General features: G+C 60.1%; 17 protein-coding genes. 9 read left to right on the plus strand and 8 right to left on the minus strand.

Annotated elements, in window-relative coordinates; all coding sequences use genetic code 11:
- Window positions 1-51: 51 nt before the first annotated feature.
- Window positions 52-345: a BolA family protein gene (locus ACYZT2_RS20865; RefSeq protein WP_461966959.1), complete on the minus strand. Its 294-nt coding sequence runs from the start codon at window positions 343-345 to the stop codon at window positions 52-54.
- 12 nt (window positions 346-357) lie between these two features.
- The gene (locus tag ACYZT2_RS20870) at window positions 358-879 is read right to left on the minus strand and encodes a DUF2059 domain-containing protein (RefSeq protein ID WP_461966961.1); all 522 of its coding nucleotides are present in this window, start codon (window positions 877-879) and stop codon (window positions 358-360) included.
- Between the two features lie 190 nt (window positions 880-1,069).
- Here ACYZT2_RS20870 and ACYZT2_RS20875 point away from each other — a divergent pair, with 190 nt between their 5' ends.
- On the plus strand, window positions 1,070-2,464 hold the full coding sequence (locus ACYZT2_RS20875) for a class II fumarate hydratase (protein ID WP_461973204.1): 1,395 nt from the start codon (window positions 1,070-1,072) through the stop codon (window positions 2,462-2,464).
- A gap of 124 nt (window positions 2,465-2,588) precedes the next feature.
- On the opposite strand, the gene ACYZT2_RS20880 is transcribed toward ACYZT2_RS20875, so the two are convergent.
- Window positions 2,589-3,548, minus strand: coding sequence for a DMT family transporter (locus ACYZT2_RS20880; protein ID WP_461973206.1), 960 nt, complete (start codon window positions 3,546-3,548; stop codon window positions 2,589-2,591).
- A 200-nt stretch (window positions 3,549-3,748) separates the two neighbouring features.
- On the opposite strand from ACYZT2_RS20880, the gene ACYZT2_RS20885 reads away from it, so the two are divergent.
- A complete protein-coding gene (locus ACYZT2_RS20885; protein ID WP_461966963.1) occupies window positions 3,749-3,943 on the plus strand; it encodes a DUF6316 family protein in 195 nt (64 codons plus the stop codon).
- A gap of 138 nt (window positions 3,944-4,081) precedes the next feature.
- On the opposite strand, the gene ACYZT2_RS20890 is transcribed toward ACYZT2_RS20885, so the two are convergent.
- Both ACYZT2_RS20890 and pap read right to left on the minus strand, forming a co-directional pair.
- A complete protein-coding gene (locus ACYZT2_RS20890; protein ID WP_461966965.1) occupies window positions 4,082-5,266 on the minus strand; it encodes a thiolase family protein in 1,185 nt (394 codons plus the stop codon).
- Between the two features lie 105 nt (window positions 5,267-5,371).
- A complete protein-coding gene (gene pap / locus ACYZT2_RS20895; protein WP_461966967.1) occupies window positions 5,372-6,895 on the minus strand; it encodes a polyphosphate:AMP phosphotransferase in 1,524 nt (507 codons plus the stop codon).
- Window positions 6,896-7,109: 214 nt separating this feature from the next.
- Between pap and ACYZT2_RS20900 the strand changes: the two genes are divergently transcribed.
- The 6 genes from ACYZT2_RS20900 to ACYZT2_RS20925 all read left to right on the plus strand — a co-directional run bounded on the left by ACYZT2_RS20900 (window position 7,110) and on the right by ACYZT2_RS20925 (window position 16,046).
- Window positions 7,110-8,168 carry an IS110 family RNA-guided transposase gene (locus ACYZT2_RS20900; protein ID WP_461973063.1) on the plus strand — a complete coding sequence of 353 codons (1,059 nt, stop codon included), beginning with the start codon at window positions 7,110-7,112 and terminating at the stop codon, window positions 8,166-8,168.
- Between the two features lie 479 nt (window positions 8,169-8,647).
- Window positions 8,648-10,630: a bifunctional tRNA (5-methylaminomethyl-2-thiouridine)(34)-methyltransferase MnmC2/FAD-dependent 5-carboxymethylaminomethyl-2-thiouridine(34) oxidoreductase MnmC1 gene (gene mnmC / locus ACYZT2_RS20905; protein WP_461966969.1), complete on the plus strand. Its 1,983-nt coding sequence runs from the start codon at window positions 8,648-8,650 to the stop codon at window positions 10,628-10,630.
- A gap of 122 nt (window positions 10,631-10,752) precedes the next feature.
- A complete protein-coding gene (locus ACYZT2_RS20910) occupies window positions 10,753-12,525 on the plus strand; it encodes an N-acetylglutaminylglutamine amidotransferase (protein WP_461966971.1) in 1,773 nt (590 codons plus the stop codon).
- A gap of 3 nt (window positions 12,526-12,528) precedes the next feature.
- Window positions 12,529-14,274: an N-acetylglutaminylglutamine synthetase gene (gene ngg / locus ACYZT2_RS20915; RefSeq protein WP_461966973.1), complete on the plus strand. Its 1,746-nt coding sequence runs from the start codon at window positions 12,529-12,531 to the stop codon at window positions 14,272-14,274.
- Between the two features lie 164 nt (window positions 14,275-14,438).
- Window positions 14,439-15,629, plus strand: a complete 1,191-nt coding sequence (locus ACYZT2_RS20920) for an osmoprotectant NAGGN system M42 family peptidase (protein ID WP_461966975.1) — start codon at window positions 14,439-14,441, stop codon at window positions 15,627-15,629.
- 189 nt (window positions 15,630-15,818) lie between these two features.
- Window positions 15,819-16,046, plus strand: coding sequence for a YheU family protein (locus ACYZT2_RS20925; RefSeq protein ID WP_461966977.1), 228 nt, complete (start codon window positions 15,819-15,821; stop codon window positions 16,044-16,046).
- Window positions 16,047-16,051: 5 nt separating this feature from the next.
- On the opposite strand, the gene csrA is transcribed toward ACYZT2_RS20925, so the two are convergent.
- The 3 genes from csrA to ACYZT2_RS20940 all read right to left on the minus strand — a co-directional run bounded on the left by csrA (window position 16,052) and on the right by ACYZT2_RS20940 (window position 17,604).
- The gene (csrA, locus tag ACYZT2_RS20930; RefSeq protein WP_461966979.1) at window positions 16,052-16,237 is read right to left on the minus strand and encodes a carbon storage regulator CsrA; all 186 of its coding nucleotides are present in this window, start codon (window positions 16,235-16,237) and stop codon (window positions 16,052-16,054) included.
- 154 nt (window positions 16,238-16,391) lie between these two features.
- Window positions 16,392-16,724: a YnfA family protein gene (locus ACYZT2_RS20935; RefSeq protein ID WP_461966981.1), complete on the minus strand. Its 333-nt coding sequence runs from the start codon at window positions 16,722-16,724 to the stop codon at window positions 16,392-16,394.
- A 64-nt stretch (window positions 16,725-16,788) separates the two neighbouring features.
- Window positions 16,789-17,604: an SDR family oxidoreductase gene (locus tag ACYZT2_RS20940; RefSeq protein WP_008075150.1), complete on the minus strand. Its 816-nt coding sequence runs from the start codon at window positions 17,602-17,604 to the stop codon at window positions 16,789-16,791.
- Between the two features lie 299 nt (window positions 17,605-17,903).
- Between ACYZT2_RS20940 and ACYZT2_RS20945 the strand changes: the two genes are divergently transcribed.
- Window positions 17,904-18,056 carry a DUF3309 family protein gene (locus tag ACYZT2_RS20945; protein WP_008012020.1) on the plus strand — a complete coding sequence of 51 codons (153 nt, stop codon included), beginning with the start codon at window positions 17,904-17,906 and terminating at the stop codon, window positions 18,054-18,056.
- Window positions 18,057-18,101 lie beyond the last annotated feature (45 nt).

Below are 18,101 nucleotides of genomic sequence, written 5' to 3' on the forward strand. Positions count from 1 at the left end.
GCTTGCCGGCGATGGCGATCTTGAGTACGCCTTCGCGGGCAAGCCTCGCTCCTACCTGCCGCCAGCACAGGTCGGCGAAGCCGGGGCCGCGTCGATCTGTGCCCATTCTTGCGGCGTATAGGTATGCAGCGCCAACGCATGGAACTCGCCCATCAGCTCGCCCAAAGTGCCGTACACCTTCTGGTGACGCTTGACGCGATTGAGGCCTTCGAACTGCTGGCTGACCACCACCGCTTTGAAGTGGGTCTGTAACCCACGGCTGTGCATGTGGCTTTCATCCAGCACTTGCAGGTGCTCGGGCTGTAATAGCCCAAGTGTCGATTCGATGCGTTGTTGCATGGTCATCCCGAACTCCGCTTAAGGCTTTTTCTTGGCAGGAGCGGCGCCTTTAGGCTCCAGCTCGGCCGTCATGTCAGCCAGCAGTTTGTTGACCACAGGCACCGCGCTTTCCAGCTTGGCTTGGGTCATCTGGGCCGATTGCTGAGTCAGCTGCGGCATTTTTTCCAGGACTTTCTTGCCCAGTGGCGACTGGTAGAACGCAACCAGATCCTTGAGCTCGGATTCGCTGAAATTGGTGGTGTAAAGCTTGACCATGTCCGGCTTCAGCTTCTTCCAGCCAATGGCTTGATCCAGAGCGGCATTGGCCTTGGCCTGGTAAGTTTCCAGCAGGGCTTTTTTCGATTCAGGGGCTTTGGTCTGTTCAAAGCGCTGAGCGAACATTTGCTGCACTTGCATGTACACCGGAGTGCCCAATTTGTCAGCGTGCGCCAGGGTCAGGAAAGCTTCGGCACTGGCGTTGTGGCTGGCGGTATCGGCAAAAACCTGGCCGCTGGCGCAAACCAGTGCAACCGCGGTACAGATGGCACGAAGACGAGTCATCGAGTTTCCTTTTCTAGCAGGCGAGGCAAAACCTCAAGGGCGACCATTCTGCACCTAAAAAAGTGTGTCACTCAACCCCAAGCCTTGTCGCACCTGATTTAGAGGGGCTGAACGGTCAAATTCCAGACTGATGGAACCACGGCGGGCGATCACGGCCTAAACTGCGCTATCACCTACAGGAGTGTGCATGATGAGCCGTATCGAAACCGACAGCCTGGGCCAGGTAGAAGTCCCGGATGACGCTTACTGGGGCGCTCAGACGCAACGCTCGCTGATCAACTTCGCCATCGGCAACGAGCGCATGCCGCGGGCGGTGCTGCACGCCCTGGCCCTGATCAAGAAAGCCGCGGCGCGCGTTAACGATCGCAATGGCGACCTGCCCGCCGACATCGCCCGCCTGATCGAACAGGCCGCCGACGAAGTGCTCGACGGTGACCACGACGAGCAGTTCCCGCTGGTGGTCTGGCAGACCGGCAGCGGCACCCAAAGCAACATGAACGTCAACGAAGTGATCGCCGGTCGCGCCAACGAACTGGCCGGCAACCCGCGCGGCGGCAAGATTCCGGTGCACCCCAACGATCACGTCAACCGCTCCCAGAGTTCCAACGATTGCTTCCCCACGGCCATGCACATCGCGACGGTTCAGGCGGTGCAGCAACATTTGCTGCCGGCGATCAGCGAATTGTCTGGCGGGTTGGCGGAGTTGTCCGCGCGGCACATGAAACTGGTCAAGACCGGTCGTACCCATATGATGGACGCCACGCCGATGACCTTCGGCCAGGAGCTCTCGGCGTTCATCGCGCAACTGGATTACGCCGAGCGGGCGATCCGTAGCGCGTTGCCGGCGGTCTGTGAACTGGCTCAGGGCGGCACTGCGGTGGGCACCGGATTGAACTCGCCCCACGGTTTTGGCGAAGCGATCGCGGCTGAACTGGCCGCCCTCTCCGGCCTGCCGTTCGTCACCGCACCGAACAAATTTGCCGCACTAGCCGGTCACGAGCCATTGGTCACCCTTTCCGGGGCCCTGAAAACCCTTGCCGTGACCCTGATGAAAATCGCCAACGACCTGCGCCTGCTGGGCTCCGGGCCGCGAGCAGGGTTTGCCGAAGTGAAACTGCCGGCCAATGAGCCGGGCAGTTCGATCATGCCCGGCAAGGTCAACCCGACGCAGTGCGAAGCGCTATCGATGCTGGCCTGTCAGGTATTGGGCAACGACGTTGCCATCGGTTTTGCGGCCAGTCAGGGCCACCTGCAGTTGAACGTGTTCAAACCGGTGATCATCCACAACCTGCTGCAATCGATCCGCTTGCTGGGCGATGGCTGCAGTAACTTTCAGCAGCATTGCATTGCCGGGCTGGAACCCGATGCCGAGAAAATGGCTGAGCATCTGGAACGAGGCTTGATGCTGGTGACGGCGCTGAACCCGCATATTGGCTACGACAAGTCGGCGGAGATTGCCAAGAAGGCTTACAGCGAGGGGCTGACCCTGCGCGAGGCGGCGTTGCAGCTGGGGTATCTGACGGATGAAGAGTTTGATGCGTGGGTGAGGCCAGAGGACATGTTGGAGGCGGGTGCCAAAGGCTGAGTTCTACATAGCCCTGTAGTCCGCCATCGCGAGCAGGCTCGCTCCCACATTTTGACCGCATTCCCCTGAAAGGAACTCGGTCACCTGTGGGAGCGAGCCTGCTCGCGATGAACGATAACGCGGTCTAACTGGCCGTCATCCGCACCCGCCGCGCCCTGAGCCCCGCCATCAACGATGGCCCTAACGCCACCAACGCCGACCCCAATACCACCAACACCGCCCCGCCATACCCCAGGCCATTGATCTGTTCGGCGTGCACATACTCCGGCCATAACCACGCGGCCACGGCTACGGCGGCAAAGGTCACCAGCGGTGTGATCGCCAGCGTCGCACTGACCCGCGAGGCTTCCCAATGGGCCAGGGCTTCGGCAAAGGCGCCGTAAGCAATCAGCGTGTTCAAACAGCACGCCAGCAGCAACCAGCCTTGTAGCGGACTCAATTGCAGCGCCTCCAGCGGATGCACCCATGGCATCAGCAATAGCGCGCAGAACAAGTAAATCACCATCATCACCTGCAACGAATTCCACACCGTGAGCAACTGCTTCTGGCCCAAGGCATAGAAGGTCCAGACCGTGGACGCCAACAGCACCATCAGCACACCGGCGGTGTAATCAGTCAGAGAGGTGAGCAGTTCACTCAAGCGCTGATTGAAGAAGAGCGCAAAGCCGATCAGCAACACCAACAGGCCAATCCCCTGCCCCACGCTGAAACGTTCCTTGAACACGAACAGACTGGCGATCAGCAACATGATCGGGCCCATTTGTACCACCAGTTGCGCGGTGCCGGGGCTGAGCAGGTTCAGGCCCATCAGGTACAGCACGTAGTTGCCGACCAGTCCGAATACCGCCATCAACACCAGCCAGCCACCACGCGGGCCGAGGACTTTGCGACTCGGCAGGCGTTTGGTCGTCGCCAGATAAATGAACAGGCAGCCGCCGGACACCAGCAGGCGAAACCAGGTCACCGTCACCGGGTCCATCACCAGCAGCACTTGCTTGAGCTTGATCGGCAGGATTCCCCACAGCAACGCGGTCAGCAAGGCCAGGCATAGACCATAAACCCAGCGACCCGATGAAATATGCATGCTGCCCCCGAAGCCCATGGCAAAAACGGTCATTCTAGGCTCAGACCGGGGCGCGACACAGGGACAGTTGCCGAAGGGCCGCGAATGAAACTGTGCAGGTCGCACCATAAAGTTGACGATATGCCGTCGATCAGGTGACCAGGCGCGACAAGTGGTTCATGCATAAGCTCATTGAAACCGTCATCCGCAGGAGATCGCCCATGTACGGCATGCGCGCCCAAGACAACGCCCCCACCACCCACTTTCGTTGTGACCGGTTATGTCGTGTGAATGGAGAGCTGTATTTCACCACACGGGAACTCACCCTTGAGGGGCCGTTTGAAAACCGGGAAGCAGCGAAGCGTGAGATTCAGGCGTATATCGAGCGGATGCAGGTCATGAGCATGAGCCGGTAAACCGCGGCGCCTTCATCGCGAGCAGGCTCGCTCCCACAGTGGATCTATGGTGAACACAAGATAGGTGAACACCAGTGATCAATGTGGGAGCGAGCCTGCTCGCGATAGCGGTCAATCAGGTAGTACGAACTTGCAGATTTAACGCACCGCCTCAAATAACCCCGTAGCCCCCATCCCGCCCCCCACGCACATGGTGACGATGCCGTAACGCAGGTTACGCCGCTGCAACTCACGCACGATGTGCCCGACCTGACGCGAACCGGTCATGCCGAACGGATGGCCGATGGCAATCGAACCGCCATTGACGTTGTACTTGTCGTTGTCGATTTCCAGCCGGTTGCGGCTGTACAGGCATTGCGAGGCGAAGGCTTCGTTGAGTTCCCACAGATCAATGTCGGCAACCTGCAACCCCTTGGCCTTGAGCAACTTCGGCACCGAGAACACCGGGCCGATGCCCATCTCGTCCGGCTGACACCCGGCCACGGCAAAACCGCGGAAGAAGGCTTTGGGCTTGAGCCCCAGCGCCAGGGCTTTTTCCAGGCTCATCACCAGAGTCATCGAAGCGCCGTCGGACAGCTGCGACGAGTTGCCGGCGGTGACCGAGCCGTCTTCGGCAAACACCGGTTTCAACTCGGCCAGGCTTTGCAGCGTGGTGTCCGGGCGGTTGCAGTCGTCGTGATCGACGATGCCGTCGAGGATCTTCACCTGCCCGGTGGCCTTGTCTTCAACGCGATACTTCACCGCCATCGGCACGATTTCATCGTTGAACAACCCGGCGGCCTGCGCCAGGGCGGTACGTTGCTGGCTTTGCAAGGCGTACAGATCCTGCTCTTGGCGACTGACGTCGTAACGACGCGCGACGATCTCGGCGGTCTGGCCCATTGGGAAATAGATGCCCGGCACCTGCTCTTTCAGCAGCGGGTTGATCAGGTTGTCGGTGTTGACGCTTTTCAGGGTCAGGCTGATCGATTCGACGCCACCGGCGACGATGATGTCGCTGCAACCCGAAGCGATCTGATTGGCCGCAATGGCGATGGCCTGCAAGCCTGACGAACAGAAGCGGTTTAGGGTCATGCCTCCCGTGCCGATGCCCAGGTGCGACAGCACCGCGACATTGCGACCGATGTTGAAGCCCTGGGCGCCTTCGTTAGAGCCGGCGCCGACGATGCAATCCTCGACGCTGGCCGGATCGACGTCATTGCGCGTGAGCAGCGCATTGACACAGTGGGCCGCCATGTCGTCCGGGCGGGTCATGTTGAACTTGCCGCGAAAGGATTTGGCCAGGCCGGTCCGTACGCTGTCGACGATCACCACTTCACGCATGACATACACCTCATTGTTGTTGTCAGTCAGGAGTTGGACCGAGCATAAGTCCACCCTATGACTGACCGCGACAATCATTCACCCCGCGTATGCGTAGCCATCGATTCAGCGCTTGCGTTTCTGCAGCTTCTTCTCACGTTTGTCAGACTTTTCGAACGCCTCTTCCAGCGCCTGATTGAGGGTGCGCAGCACCTTGACCCGCGCCCAGCGCTTGTCGTTGGCTTCCACCAGGGTCCAGGGTGATATCTCGGTGCTGGTGCGATCAACCATATCGCCCACTGCGGCGCGGTAATCGTCCCATTTGTCACGATTGCGCCAGTCGTCTTCAGTGATCTTGAATCGCTTGAAGGGGATCTGTTCGCGTTCCTGGAAGCGCTCCATCTGAGTCTGTTTGTCGATGGCCAGCCAGAACTTGACCACGATGACTCCGGCATCGGCGATCTGCTCTTCGAAGTCGTTGATCTCGCCGTAGGCGCGCATCCAGTCCGCTTTGCTGCAATAGCCTTCAATGCGCTCCACCAGCACCCGGCCATACCAGGAACGGTCGAATACAGTGAATTTGCCTCGCGCCGGAATATGCCGCCAGAACCGCCAGAGATACGGCTGCGCTCGTTCCTCCTCGGTGGGCGAGGCGATCGGCACGATGTTGTACTGGCGTGGGTCAAGTGCCGCGGCCACCCGCCGGATCGCCCCGCCCTTACCTGCCGCGTCGTTGCCTTCGAACACCGCGATCAACGCATGGCGGCGCATGCGTTTGTCGCGCATCAGCCCGGAAAACCGTGCCTGCTCGGTAATCAGTTGCTCTTCGTAATCGTCCTTGTCCAGGTGCAGGGTCAAGTCCAGGCTGTCGATCAGATTGAACTGATCGACGCTGGGGAACAACGGTGCGGCGCTGACTTTGTCCGGGTGAATCCTGGGTCTCTTCAACGCACTTTGCAGGCCATCGAGCAGGATCTTGCCGACCGTCAGGCTGCGATAGCGCTCGTCCACGCCGGCGATCACATGCCACGGTGCATAGTCGCGGCTGGTGCGGCGCAGCACCCGTTCGCCGTACTTCACGAATTTGTCGTAGGTCGCGGATTGTTGCCAGTCCAGCGGGCTGATACGCCAGCTGTGCAGCGGGTCGTCGGCCAGGACCTTGAGCCGTGCTTTCATTTGTTTTTTGGAGAGGTGAAACCAGAACTTGAAGATCAGCGCGCCTTCGTCGCACAGCATCTTCTCCAACCGCTCGGCCCCATTGATGCTTTGATCGAGTCGCGGATCCTTGAACAAACCATGAACCCGTCCCTGCAGCATCTGGCTGTACCAGTTGCCAAAGAAAATCCCCATGCGGCCCTTGGCCGGAAGCATCCGCCAATAGCGCCAGGCCGGCGGTCGCGCCAGTTCTTCGTCGGTCTGCTGGTCGAAAGTGCGGACCTCGATCGAGCGCGGGTCCATCCATTCGTTGAGCAACTTGACCGTCTCGCCCTTGCCGGCCCCTTCGATGCCGTTGATCAAAATGATCACTGGAAAGCGGTGTTGCTGGCGAAGTTCGAACTGCGCTTCGAGCAACGCTTCGCGCAACGCTGGCACTTCGGCTTCATAGGTTTCTTTGTCGATGGCATGACCGATTTCGGCGGATTCGAACATGGAGCGGCTCCTTCCAGGATTGAGCAAGACTAGCGGAAGATGGAGGTTTGCGGTGAAGCAAAAAGAGATCAAAAGATCGCCGCCTTGTAATTGGATGGACTCGCCCAAGCCGAGGCGTCAATGCGCCACGGTGGCAGTCTAATCAGCCAACGACAGCGAGGGCGAGTCCATGAAAAAGCATACTTCGATTGATCAATCCCTGTCTTCTTCCGATTTGTCGGCCTGCACAACCGTGGCGGTCGATCTGGCCAAGCAGGTCTTTCAGGTCGCCGGTGAAGACGTCCTCGGCCAGGTGCACTACGAGCAGCGGATCAAGTCGCGCGAGGCGTTTTATGAGTTTCTCCGCCAGTTGCCGCCTCATGTCGTGGTTCTGATGGAGACCGGTCCGGGTGCTCAAGCTTGGGCCCGGCAGTTGCAAGACCAAGGCAATCTGGCGCGGATTCTTCCAGCCGGTTTGGTGGCCACACATCGCAGCGGGCCTAAAAATGATCGCAACGATGCGCTGGCGATTCTGCGGGCTGGTCGCGATGAAAAGATCTACGCAGTGCCGGTCAAAAGCGTTGCGGCGCTGGCAATGCAGGCGTTGCATCGCGCCCGCCAAGGCTATGTGCGTCGACGCACGGCGGTGAGTAATCAGATGCGCGGCCTGCTGCTCGAGCACGGCGTGGCCTTGGCGCAGGGCGATGTTGCGATCAGCCAGAAAATTCCGCGGGTACTGGAAGATGCCACCCAGCCGGTGCCGGGCCTGCTGCGTGAACTGATCGACGAACTGTTGGCCGAGTGGCGCCATTTGGGCGAACGCATCAGCGTGCTGACGGGGCGCCTGGAAGTGGCCGCCAGCGCCGACATGACGGCGAAGCGACTGATGACTGTGCGCGGCATCGGCCCAGTCACTGCCACGGCACTGGTGGCCAAGGAAACCAAGCCTGAGCGATTTCCCAATGCCCGCAAGTTTGCCGCGTACTTTGGCATGGTGCCTGACCAGCACAGCAGCGGGCAGACGGTCCGGCTGGGGGACATGACCAAGCGAGGTGATGTTTATTTACGCAGCCTGATGATCCAGGGAGCCCATGCGGTGCTGCAACAACTACGACCTGATTCCCAGCAACCCGATGACCGCCGCTTGTTGCGCTGGATGAGCCGGCTGGGTCGTAAGGAGGCTGCGATCAGGCTAGCCAACCGCAACCTGCGAATCGTCTGGGTGCTTCTACAGAGTGACCAGACTTATCGTCGCCACGCTGGTGATGGCCAGCAAGCGACGATGAGCCACTGAGCGACAGAGTTCTGCCACCGAGGTACTGACTGTCCGACCCTTTGCTGAAGAAAAATTGACCCCAGGTAAGACCGGCGTGGATTGATGCCTAAGCTGCTACTGGCCTTCGAGGCCTGACTGTAATCGGCATACCACGAGCTTTTCCAATTTTGGCCAGAAGCCGAAGACGGCTTCCACGAATAGGCCTAATACATAGATGCAACAGGGCGACGGTTTTTTCAAAAGCGGGTAGACAGTGGGGGCGAGTCCATACATAGCAGCTGGCGCAGCCTGCGTTCGATCGCGAAGCGGTCGCCAAACCCGGCGGCGATGCATTACCGGAAAGCCACGTTGCCTGACTTTGCGACCGCTTCGCGATCGAACGCAGCCTTCGGCAGCTGCTACAGAATTTCAGCGACAGGTCGAACGTGTCTTGCCATGGATCAAGCGCCGTAACGGCGATCGGCTAGAATGGCCACCTTGCCGTTACCGAGCCTGCCATGAAACCTGTATTGCCCCACGCCCAGCTCGACTGGGACGACCAAGGTCGCCCGCGTTCGCGGGTGTTCGATGATGTGTATTTTTCCGACCTGTCGGGCCTTGAAGAAACCCGTTACGTGTTTCTGCAGCAAAACGATTTGCGCGGCCGTTTCGCCGCCTTGCCGGTGAATGGTCGACTGGTGATTGGCGAGACCGGTTTCGGTACCGGGCTGAATTTTCTCTGTGCCTGGCAGTTGTTCGAACAGCACGCGGTGGCCGGTGCGCGACTGCATTTTGTCAGTGTCGAAAAGTACCCGCTGAGCGCGCCCGATCTGCAACGGGCCTTGGCGTTATGGCCGGAGCTCAAGCCGTTTGCCGATCAATTGCTGGCGCAATACGTAGCGATCCATCAAGGCTTTCAGCGCCTTGTGCTGGACAACGGCCGCGTCACCCTGACCTTGCTGGTCGGCGATGCACTTGAGCAGTTACCGCAACTGGATGCCCAGATCGACGCGTGGTTTCTCGACGGTTTTGCCCCGGCGAAAAACCCCGACATGTGGACCGCCGAATTGTTTGCCGAACTGGCACGCCTGGCGGCACCCGGCTCGACCATCAGCACCTTCACCAGCACCGGCTGGGTGCGCCGCTTGCTGAACGCGGCGGGTTTCAAGATGAAGCGCACGCCTGGCATCGGCCATAAATGGGAAATCCTGCGGGGCACCTTCCTCGGTTGGCCTGAAGAGACCGCTAAACCAGCCGCGACAAAACCATGGTTCGCTCGCCCACAACCGCTGACCGGCGAACGCCACGCCTTGGTGATCGGCGCCGGGCTGGCCGGTTGCGCGAGTGCCGCCAGCCTGGCCGCGCGGGGTTGGCAAGTGAGCCTGCTGGACCGCCACGAAGCATTGGCGCAGGAGGCCTCGGGCAATCCTCAGGGTGTGCTGTACCTCAAGCTTTCAGCCCACGGCACGGCGTTGTCGCAATTGATCGTCAGCGGTTTTGGCTACACCCGACGTCTACTGGAGCAATTACAGCGAGGCGTCGACTGGGACGATTGCGGGGTCTTGCAACTGGCCTTCAATGCCAAGGAAGCCGAGCGTCAGACGCAATTGGCCGCGGCCTTTTCACCGAGCCTGGTGCACCTGCTCGATCAACCACAGGCCCAGGCCCGGGCCGGTATCGAATTGGCGCACGGCGGCTTGTTCTACCCTGAGGGCGGCTGGGTTCATCCGCCCGCGTTGTGCCAGTGGCAGGCGTCCTCACCGAACATCCAGTGGCTGCCCCATCGCGAGGTGCTGGAACTGCGCAAGGTCGATGATCAATGGCAGGCCTGGGACGGCGATGCCCTACTGGCCAGCGCGCCCGTGGTGATTCTGGCCGGCGCCGCCGAGATCAAGCGTTTTCCATACAGCGCCGACCTGCCCCTCAAACGCATTCGCGGCCAGATCACCCGACTGGCGCAAACCCCTGAAAGCCATAGCCTGGCGACCGTCGTCTGCGCCGAAGGCTATGTGGCGCCGGCACGCCTGGGCGAACACACCCTCGGCGCCAGCTTCGATTTCAAGAGTGACGAGCTGGCCCCTACCGTCGCCGAACACCTTGGCAACCTGGCGTTGCTCGAGGAAATTTCCACTGACCTGGTCGCCCGGTTGCATGTTCCAGACCTGAACCCGCAGCAGCTTGAAGGACGCGCGGCATTCCGCTGTACCAGCCCCGACTACCTGCCGATCGTCGGACCGTTGGCTGAACAAGTCGCCTTCGCCGAGGCCTATACCGCGCTGAGCAAAGATGCCCGGCAAGTGCCCGATGTGCCCTGCCCATGGCTCGAGGGGTTTTACGTCAATAGCGGTCACGGTTCTCGCGGTTTGATCACTGCGCCATTGTCTGGCGAGCTGTTGGCGGCATGGCTTGAAAACGAGCCGTTGCCGCTGCCAAAAACAGTGGCCGAGGCCTGCCATCCCAACCGTTTTGCCTTGCGCCAATTGATCCGCGGAAAAGCCTGACCCACAGCCTTATAACTTATCGGTCTAAAACTCCAGGGATTCACCTGGGTCAGTTTCCGGGTACCCGCCGTTTTTGGCGGGTATCGATTGACCCTCCCCAACGGAAAAACCGGTAAGGACTTATGTGCGGATTAGCTGGAGAATTACGTTTCGACCATCAACCTGCGGACCTCGCAGCCATTGAACGAATCACCCATCACCTGGCCCCTCGCGGCCCTGATGCATGGGGCTTCCACAGCCAGGGGCCGATTGCCCTGGGCCATCGGCGCCTGAAAATCATGGACCTGTCGGACGGCTCGGCACAGCCGATGATTGACAACCAACTGGGCCTGTCACTGGCCTTCAACGGCGCGATCTACAACTTCCCGGAACTGCGCACCGAGCTGGAAAGCCTTGGTTACGCCTTCTATTCCGGCGGCGACACCGAAGTGCTGCTCAAGGGCTATCACGCCTGGGGCGAAGCCTTGTTGCCCAAACTCAACGGCATGTTCGCCTTCGCCATTTGGGAGCGCGACGCCAAGCGTCTGTTCATCGCCCGCGACCGTCTCGGCGTAAAGCCGTTGTACCTGTCGCGCACCGGTCAGCGCCTGCGCTTTGCTTCGTCCCTGCCGGCATTGCTCAAGGGCGGCGACATCAACCCGATTCTCGACCCGGTGGCGCTGAACCATTATCTGAACTTCCATGCAGTGGTCCCGGCGCCGCGCACCTTGCTGGCGGGCATCGAAAAGCTGCCCCCGGCGAGTTGGATGCGCATCGAAGCAGACGGCACCACCGAGCAGAAAACCTGGTGGACCCTGCCCTACGGCCCAAATGCCGACGAACTGAACCTGACCCTCGAAGACTGGCGCGATCGCGTGCTCGACAGCACCCGTGATGCCGTGGCGATCCGTCAACGGGCGGCAGTGGATGTCGGCGTGCTGCTTTCCGGCGGCGTTGATTCGAGTCTGTTGGTGGGCCTGTTGCGCGAAGTCGGGGTCGAAGACTTGTCGACCTTTTCCATCGGTTTCCAGGATGCCGGCGGCGAGCGCGGTGACGAGTTCCAGTATTCGGACCTGATCGCCAAGCACTACGGCACACAACATCACCAACTGCGCATCGACGAAAAAGAGATCATCGAGCAACTGCCCGCAGCGTTCCGCGCCATGAGCGAGCCGATGGTCAGCCATGACTGCATTGCGTTCTATCTGCTGTCTCGCGAAGTGGCCAAGCACTGCAAGGTGGTGCAAAGCGGCCAAGGCGCGGACGAATTGTTCGCCGGGTATCACTGGTATCCGCAAGTGGACGGTGCGAGCGATCCGTACGCGGCGTATCGCGATGCGTTTTTCGACCGCAGCTACGCCGACTACGCCGCCACGGTGCAGCCGAAATGGCTGACGGCCAACGACGCGGCCGGCGACTTCGTGAAAGAACATTTCGCCCAGCCCGGCGCCGACGCAGCCGTGGACAAAGCCCTGCGTCTGGACAGTACCGTGATGCTGGTGGATGACCCGGTCAAACGGGTCGACAACATGACCATGGCCTGGGGCCTGGAAGCGCGCACGCCGTTTCTCGACTATCGCCTGGTGGAATTGTCGGCGCGGGTTCCGGGTAAATTCAAGCTGCCGGATGGCGGCAAGCACGTGTTGAAAGAAGCGGCACGGCTGGTCATTCCGAGTGAAGTGATCGACCGCAAAAAGGGTTACTTCCCGGTCCCCGGCCTCAAGCATTTGCAGGGCGATACGCTGAACTGGGTGCGTGAACTGCTGCTCGATCCGAGTCAGGATCGCGGCCTGTTCAACCCCGCCATGCTCGACCGCCTGCTGACCGATCCGCAAGGTCAACTGACCCCGTTGCGCGGCTCCAAGCTGTGGCAATTGGCAGCCCTGAACCTGTGGCTCAGTGAACAAGGAATCTGATCGATGAAACCTCACGCCTCGGCTTATAGCCAACGCTTGTTGCGCGGTCAGGCGCCCTCCTACGAACGCTTGCAGGCGCGACTGGCCGAAGACGGCAGTGAATTGGGCGCCGCGCCGATCGCGGTGCACTGCGGCTGGGGTCGGTTGCTGATCGGCCATACCTTTCCCGATGCCGCGAGCCTTGCCCAAGAGTTGCTCAATGAGCAGCCCGGTGAGCGGGACATCGCCTTGTACGTTGCCGCGCCCCAGCAAGTGCTGGGGCTGGAACCGGCGCAACTGTTTCTCGACCCGTCCGACACCTTGCGCCTGTGGTTCAGCGATTACCGTCAGGCCACCCGGGTGTTTCGCGGCTTCCGCATCCGTCGGGCGCAAAGCGAGGCGGATTGGCAGGCCGTCAATCAGCTGTATCAGGCGCGCGGCATGCTGCCGATTGATGCGAGTTTGCTGACGCCTCATCACCAGGGCGGCCCGGTTTACTGGCTGGCCGAAGATGAGGACAGCGGCGCGATCATCGGCAGCGTCATGGGCCTGAATCATCACAAGGCGTTCAACGACCCCGAAAACGGCAGCAGCCTGTGGTGCCTGGCGGTCGATCCACAATGTTCCCGCCCAGGCGTCGGCGAAGTGCTGGTGCGGCACTTGATCGAACACTTCATGAGCCGTGGCCTGAGTTACCTGGACCTGTCTGTGCTGCACAACAACGGCCAGGCGAAAAGCCTTTACGCCAAGCTCGGTTTTCGCAACTTGTCGACCTTCGCCATCAAGCGCAAGAACGGCATCAACCAACCGTTGTTTCTCGGCCCCGGCCCGGAAGCCGGGTTCAATCCGTATGCGCGAATCATCGTCGAGGAGGCTCATCGGCGCGGTATTGAGGTGCAGGTGGACGACGCGCAAGCCGGTCTGTTTACCTTGATTCACGGCAGTCGTCGGGTACGTTGCCGCGAATCCCTGAGCGATCTGACCAGCGCCATCAGCATGACGTTGTGCCAGGACAAAAGCCTGACCCACAAGGTGCTGAAAAACGCCGGCCTTAAATTGCCAGCCCAACAACTGGCGGGGAGCGCGGACGACAATCTGGCGTTTCTCGACGAGCACGAACGGGTGGTGGTCAAACCGCTGGACGGTGAACAGGGCCACGGGGTGGCAGTGGATTTACGCACCCTCGAAGAGGTCCGGCAAGCCATCGAGAACGCCCGCGCGTTCGACAGTCGAGTGCTGCTGGAAAGCTTCCATGAAGGCCTCGACTTGCGGATTCTGGTGATCGGTTTCGAAGTGGTCGCGGCCGCCATTCGCCGGCCGGCGGAAGTGGTGGGCGATGGTCAGCATTCCATCGGCGCGCTGATCGAAGCCCAGAGCCGTCGCCGTCAGGCGGCGACCAGCGGTGAAAGCAAAATCCCGCAGGACCATGAGACTCAGCGCACGTTGCAGGCGGCGGGTTATGACTACAGCAGCATTCTGCCGGCCGGCGAGCACTTGTTCGTGCGGCGCACGGCGAATCTTCATACCGGCGGCATTCTTGAAGACGTCACGGCGATTCTGCATCCGACCCTGGTGGACGCGGCGGTGCGCGCGGCGCGGGCCCTGGATATTCCGATGGTCGGGCTCGACCTGATGGTGCCGGCCGCCGACCAGCCGGAGTATGTGTTTATCGAGGCCAATGAACGCGCCGGGCTGGCCAACCATGAACCGCAGCCGACGGCCGAGCGGTTTGTGGATTTGTTGTTTGCGCATAGTCAGCCGGCGGTTTGACATTAATGTGTCGCCTGTTCCATCGCCATCGCGAGCAGGCTCGCTCCCACATTTGACCGCATTCCCTTGTGGGAGCGAGCCTGCTCGCGATGGGGGCCTGACAGATCACACACTCTCTTTTCCTCATCGAAACCATCGATGCTCTCACTTCATCAGGAGTTTCCATGACCCGCAAAATTCCCGAACCGGACCTCAATTACCTGCAAAAAGTCCTGCTGGAAATGCTCGCCATTCCCAGCCCCACCGGGTTCACCGATACCATCGTGCGTTACGTCGCCGAGCGTCTCGAAGAGTTGGGCATTCCCTTTGAGATGACTCGTCGCGGCACCATCCGCGCCACCCTCAAGGGCAAGAAGAACAGCCCGGACCGCGCGGTCTCCGCTCACCTGGACACCATTGGCGCGGCGGTTCGCGCGATCAAGGACAACGGTCGCCTGACCCTGGCACCCGTCGGTTGCTGGTCCAGCCGTTTCGCCGAAGGCAGCCGCGTCAGTCTGTTCACCGACAACGGCGTGATCCGTGGCAGCGTGTTGCCGCTGATGGCTTCCGGGCACGCGTTCAATACTGCCGTGGATGAAATGCCGATCAGTTGGGATCATATCGAATTGCGTCTGGACGCTTACTGCGCCACCCGCGCCGATTGCGATTCGCTGGGGATCAGCGTCGGTGATTTCGTTGCCTTCGACCCGTTGCCGGAGTTCACCGAAAGCGGCCATATCAGCGCCCGTCACCTTGATGACAAGGCCGGCGTTGCCGCATTGCTGGCGGCGTTGAAAGCCATTGTCGACAGCGGCGAAGAACTGATGATTGACTGCCATCCGCTGTTCACCATCACCGAAGAAACCGGCAGCGGTGCGGCGGCGGCCTTGCCTTGGGATGTCAGTGAATTCGTCGGCATCGACATCGCGCCGGTCGCGCCCGGCCAGCACTCCAGTGAACACGCGGTGAGCGTGGCGATGCAGGATTCCGGCGGGCCTTATGACTATCACCTGTCGCGCCACTTGCTGCGGCTTGCCAGCGATAACGAACTGCCGGCGCGCCGCGACCTGTTCCGCTATTACTTCAGCGATGCTCACTCGGCCGTCACTGCTGGCCATGACATTCGCACCGCCCTGCTGGCCTTCGGTTGCGACGCCACCCACGGCTATGAACGCACCCACATCGACAGCCTCGCCGCCCTCAGTCGCCTGCTCGGCGCCTATATCCTCAGCCCGCCGGTGTTCGCCAGCGATGCACAACCGGCCAAGGGATCGCTGGACCGGTTCAGTCACCAGATCGAACACGAGACGCAGATGGAAAGCGATACGCGGGTGCCGTCGGTGGATAGTTTGATTGGGCAGCGCTCGGAGAGCTGAGTCAAATTCGAGATGTGTAGCGCATGAAATATCGCTATCGCGAGCAGGCTCGCTCCCACAGGAGTACACCATTTACTGTGGGAGCGAGCCTGCTCGCGATAGCGCTGGATCAGGCGCCACATGAGTTCCAGGCTAGCCGCCACCGCCCATTCGCCGTAGCATCGCGCCATTGTTTAGCCGAGGTGTCTTATGCTGATCCCCCACGACCAACTTGAAGTCGACACACTGACCCATCTGATCGAGGATTTCGTGACCCGCGACGGCACGGACAACGGCGATGACACGCCGCTGGAAACCCGCGTCTTGCGTGTTCGTCAGGCATTGACCAAGGGCCAGGCGCTGATCGTCTTCGATCCGGAAAGCGAGCAATGCCAGTTGATGCTCAAGCACGACGTGCCCAAGCATCTGTTCGACTGAGGCCCTTAACGCGCCTTGGCTTTTGCCTGCTGGATCTGGATGCGCTCATAGACTTCGGCGCGATGTACGTTGACCTTCTGCGGCGCTTCAACGCCGAAGCGCACGCTGCTTCCGTTGACGGCGAGAACCCGCACGGAAATGTTGTCACCAATGGATATCAATTCGCCCACAACGCGGCTAAGTACAAGCATGGCATTCATCCTTCAGGGTTACCGGCCCTTGAAGATGCACGGCGCGCAGCGGGTCTTCAATGCAACGACAACAAAACAGTCTCGCCCTACAGCGCAGGATGCAGAGCCCTGAAGGACGTATCCGACAAACCGGTTTGAATGAAGGACCGATCCTTCAGGATACGGAAAAGCGCGGACCAAACAGGATGACGCTCGCCCCGATCACGCACAGCGCCACGCCAATCCAGTCAGAGCCCAGTGGACGAATCCGCTCGACCACTGCCAGCCAGCCGATCGACGCAATGATGTAGATGCCACCGTAGGCGGCATAGGCGCGGCCGGCGTAGCTCGCTTCGACCCGGGTGAGCAGCACCGCGAACACCATCAGGCTGAGTAACGCCGGGACGATCCACCAAGCGCTTTTACCCTGGCGCAGCCACATCCAGAAGGCGAAACAGCCGGCGATTTCGAACAGCGCGGCGAGGAAAAACCACAGGTAATTGAGCATGCAGATGTCTCGTGAGGATGACCGGTTGCGGCCACCCTAACGATGGTGTTGCGCACGGGCAAGTTCAGCCTGCGGATTGTTTGGCCTTGGCGCGCATTTTGTCAGCCATCACGGTCATTTCGTTGTAGAGCAATTGCGGGTCTTTTTGCTTGATCGCCCAGGCCATGCGGCCCTGTTCGTGAGGCAGGATCAAGAATTCTCCGGCGGCGACCTGCTGATAAATGTAATCGGCAATGTCGGCAGCGGTGATCGGCGAGCTTTCCAGCAATTTGCCGACCTGGGCTTTCATGGCCGGTGTCGGGCCGCGGAAGGAGTCCAGCAGGTTGGTCTGAAAGAACGACGGGCACACTACATGCACGCTGACTTCCTCGTGGGCCAGTTCGATCAACAGACTTTCGGACAACGCCACCACACCCGCCTTGGCCACGTTGTAGTTGCTCATGGCCGGACCTTGCATCAGTGCCGCCATCGAGGCGATGTTGATGATCTTGCCTTTGCTTTTCTCCAGCAGCGGCAGGAAGGCCTTGCAGCCTTTCACCACGCCCATCAGGTTGATCGCGATCTGCCAGTCCCAGTCTTCCAGCGACAGTTCACTGAAGAACCCGCCCGACGCCACGCCGGCGTTGTTGACGATGACGTCGATGCCACCGAACTTCTCTTCACAGGCTTGGGCGAACGCCGTCAGCTGGCTGTAGTCACGCACATCGCAACGCTGGATGAAACCGTCACCGCCAGCTTCGCGAACCAGCTTCAGGGTTTCCTGCAGGCCGGGCTCACTGACATCCGACAAGGCCAGCTGCCAGCCTTCACGCGCCCAGCGCAGCGCGATTTCGCGACCCAGGCCTGAGCCCGCGCCAGTGATCATCATGCGATTTTGCATAGCAAACAGCCTTGTTGTTCCGGGGAAGATGCACCGAGTGTAGCGAAGGATAATGCGCGACCCACGCTCCATCAGAGTGCTGAATGGCCAGCAATGAACCACGGCGCGGTTCGATTGTTTCAACTTTGAGACGCAGTAAAAGAAATAAACGTACTTTCCAAATACATTAAAAAAAACTGGAATTTTTCTTCATATCCATGAGTCGGATTTTGTAAGCAGCTAGGATTAATACAAGTCCAGCTGATGGCTAAAAGCTAAAACGCTAGGTCAACCACAACGCTTCCAACAAGGAAACAGACATGGGCACAATTCTTATCGTTATTCTTATCCTGTTGTTGATAGGTGGCTTGCCGGTCTTCCCGCACTCCAGAAGTTGGGGTTACGGTCCGTCCGGTATCATCGGCGTGGTGTTGGTGGTGCTATTGATCCTGCTGCTACTTGGCAAGATATAAAGGTTTTGCCGGCAAAAAAAAGAGGCCCTGCGAAGGGCCTCTTTT

It is taken from the genome of Pseudomonas sp. MDT1-85, assembly GCF_054898065.1.

Bases quoted from the DNA above. Each gene is read 5' to 3' on its own strand.
- ACYZT2_RS20865 (WP_461966959.1), bottom strand. From the start codon at position 345: ATGACCATGCAACAACGCATCGAATCGACACTTGGGCTATTACAGCCC.
- ACYZT2_RS20870 (WP_461966961.1), bottom strand. From the start codon at position 879: ATGACTCGTCTTCGTGCCATCTGTACCGCGGTTGCACTGGTTTGCGCC.
- ACYZT2_RS20875 (WP_461973204.1), top strand. From the start codon at position 1,070: ATGAGCCGTATCGAAACCGACAGCCTGGGCCAGGTAGAAGTCCCGGAT.
- ACYZT2_RS20880 (WP_461973206.1), bottom strand. From the start codon at position 3,548: ATGCATATTTCATCGGGTCGCTGGGTTTATGGTCTATGCCTGGCCTTG.
- ACYZT2_RS20885 (WP_461966963.1), top strand. From the start codon at position 3,749: ATGTACGGCATGCGCGCCCAAGACAACGCCCCCACCACCCACTTTCGT.
- ACYZT2_RS20890 (WP_461966965.1), bottom strand. From the start codon at position 5,266: ATGCGTGAAGTGGTGATCGTCGACAGCGTACGGACCGGCCTGGCCAAA.
- pap (WP_461966967.1), bottom strand. From the start codon at position 6,895: ATGTTCGAATCCGCCGAAATCGGTCATGCCATCGACAAAGAAACCTAT.
- mnmC (WP_461966969.1), top strand. From the start codon at position 8,648: ATGAAACCTGTATTGCCCCACGCCCAGCTCGACTGGGACGACCAAGGT.
- ACYZT2_RS20910 (WP_461966971.1), top strand. From the start codon at position 10,753: ATGTGCGGATTAGCTGGAGAATTACGTTTCGACCATCAACCTGCGGAC.
- ngg (WP_461966973.1), top strand. From the start codon at position 12,529: ATGAAACCTCACGCCTCGGCTTATAGCCAACGCTTGTTGCGCGGTCAG.
- ACYZT2_RS20920 (WP_461966975.1), top strand. From the start codon at position 14,439: ATGACCCGCAAAATTCCCGAACCGGACCTCAATTACCTGCAAAAAGTC.
- ACYZT2_RS20925 (WP_461966977.1), top strand. From the start codon at position 15,819: ATGCTGATCCCCCACGACCAACTTGAAGTCGACACACTGACCCATCTG.
- csrA (WP_461966979.1), bottom strand. From the start codon at position 16,237: ATGCTTGTACTTAGCCGCGTTGTGGGCGAATTGATATCCATTGGTGAC.
- ACYZT2_RS20935 (WP_461966981.1), bottom strand. From the start codon at position 16,724: ATGCTCAATTACCTGTGGTTTTTCCTCGCCGCGCTGTTCGAAATCGCC.
- ACYZT2_RS20940 (WP_008075150.1), bottom strand. From the start codon at position 17,604: ATGCAAAATCGCATGATGATCACTGGCGCGGGCTCAGGCCTGGGTCGC.
- ACYZT2_RS20945 (WP_008012020.1), top strand. From the start codon at position 17,904: ATGGGCACAATTCTTATCGTTATTCTTATCCTGTTGTTGATAGGTGGC.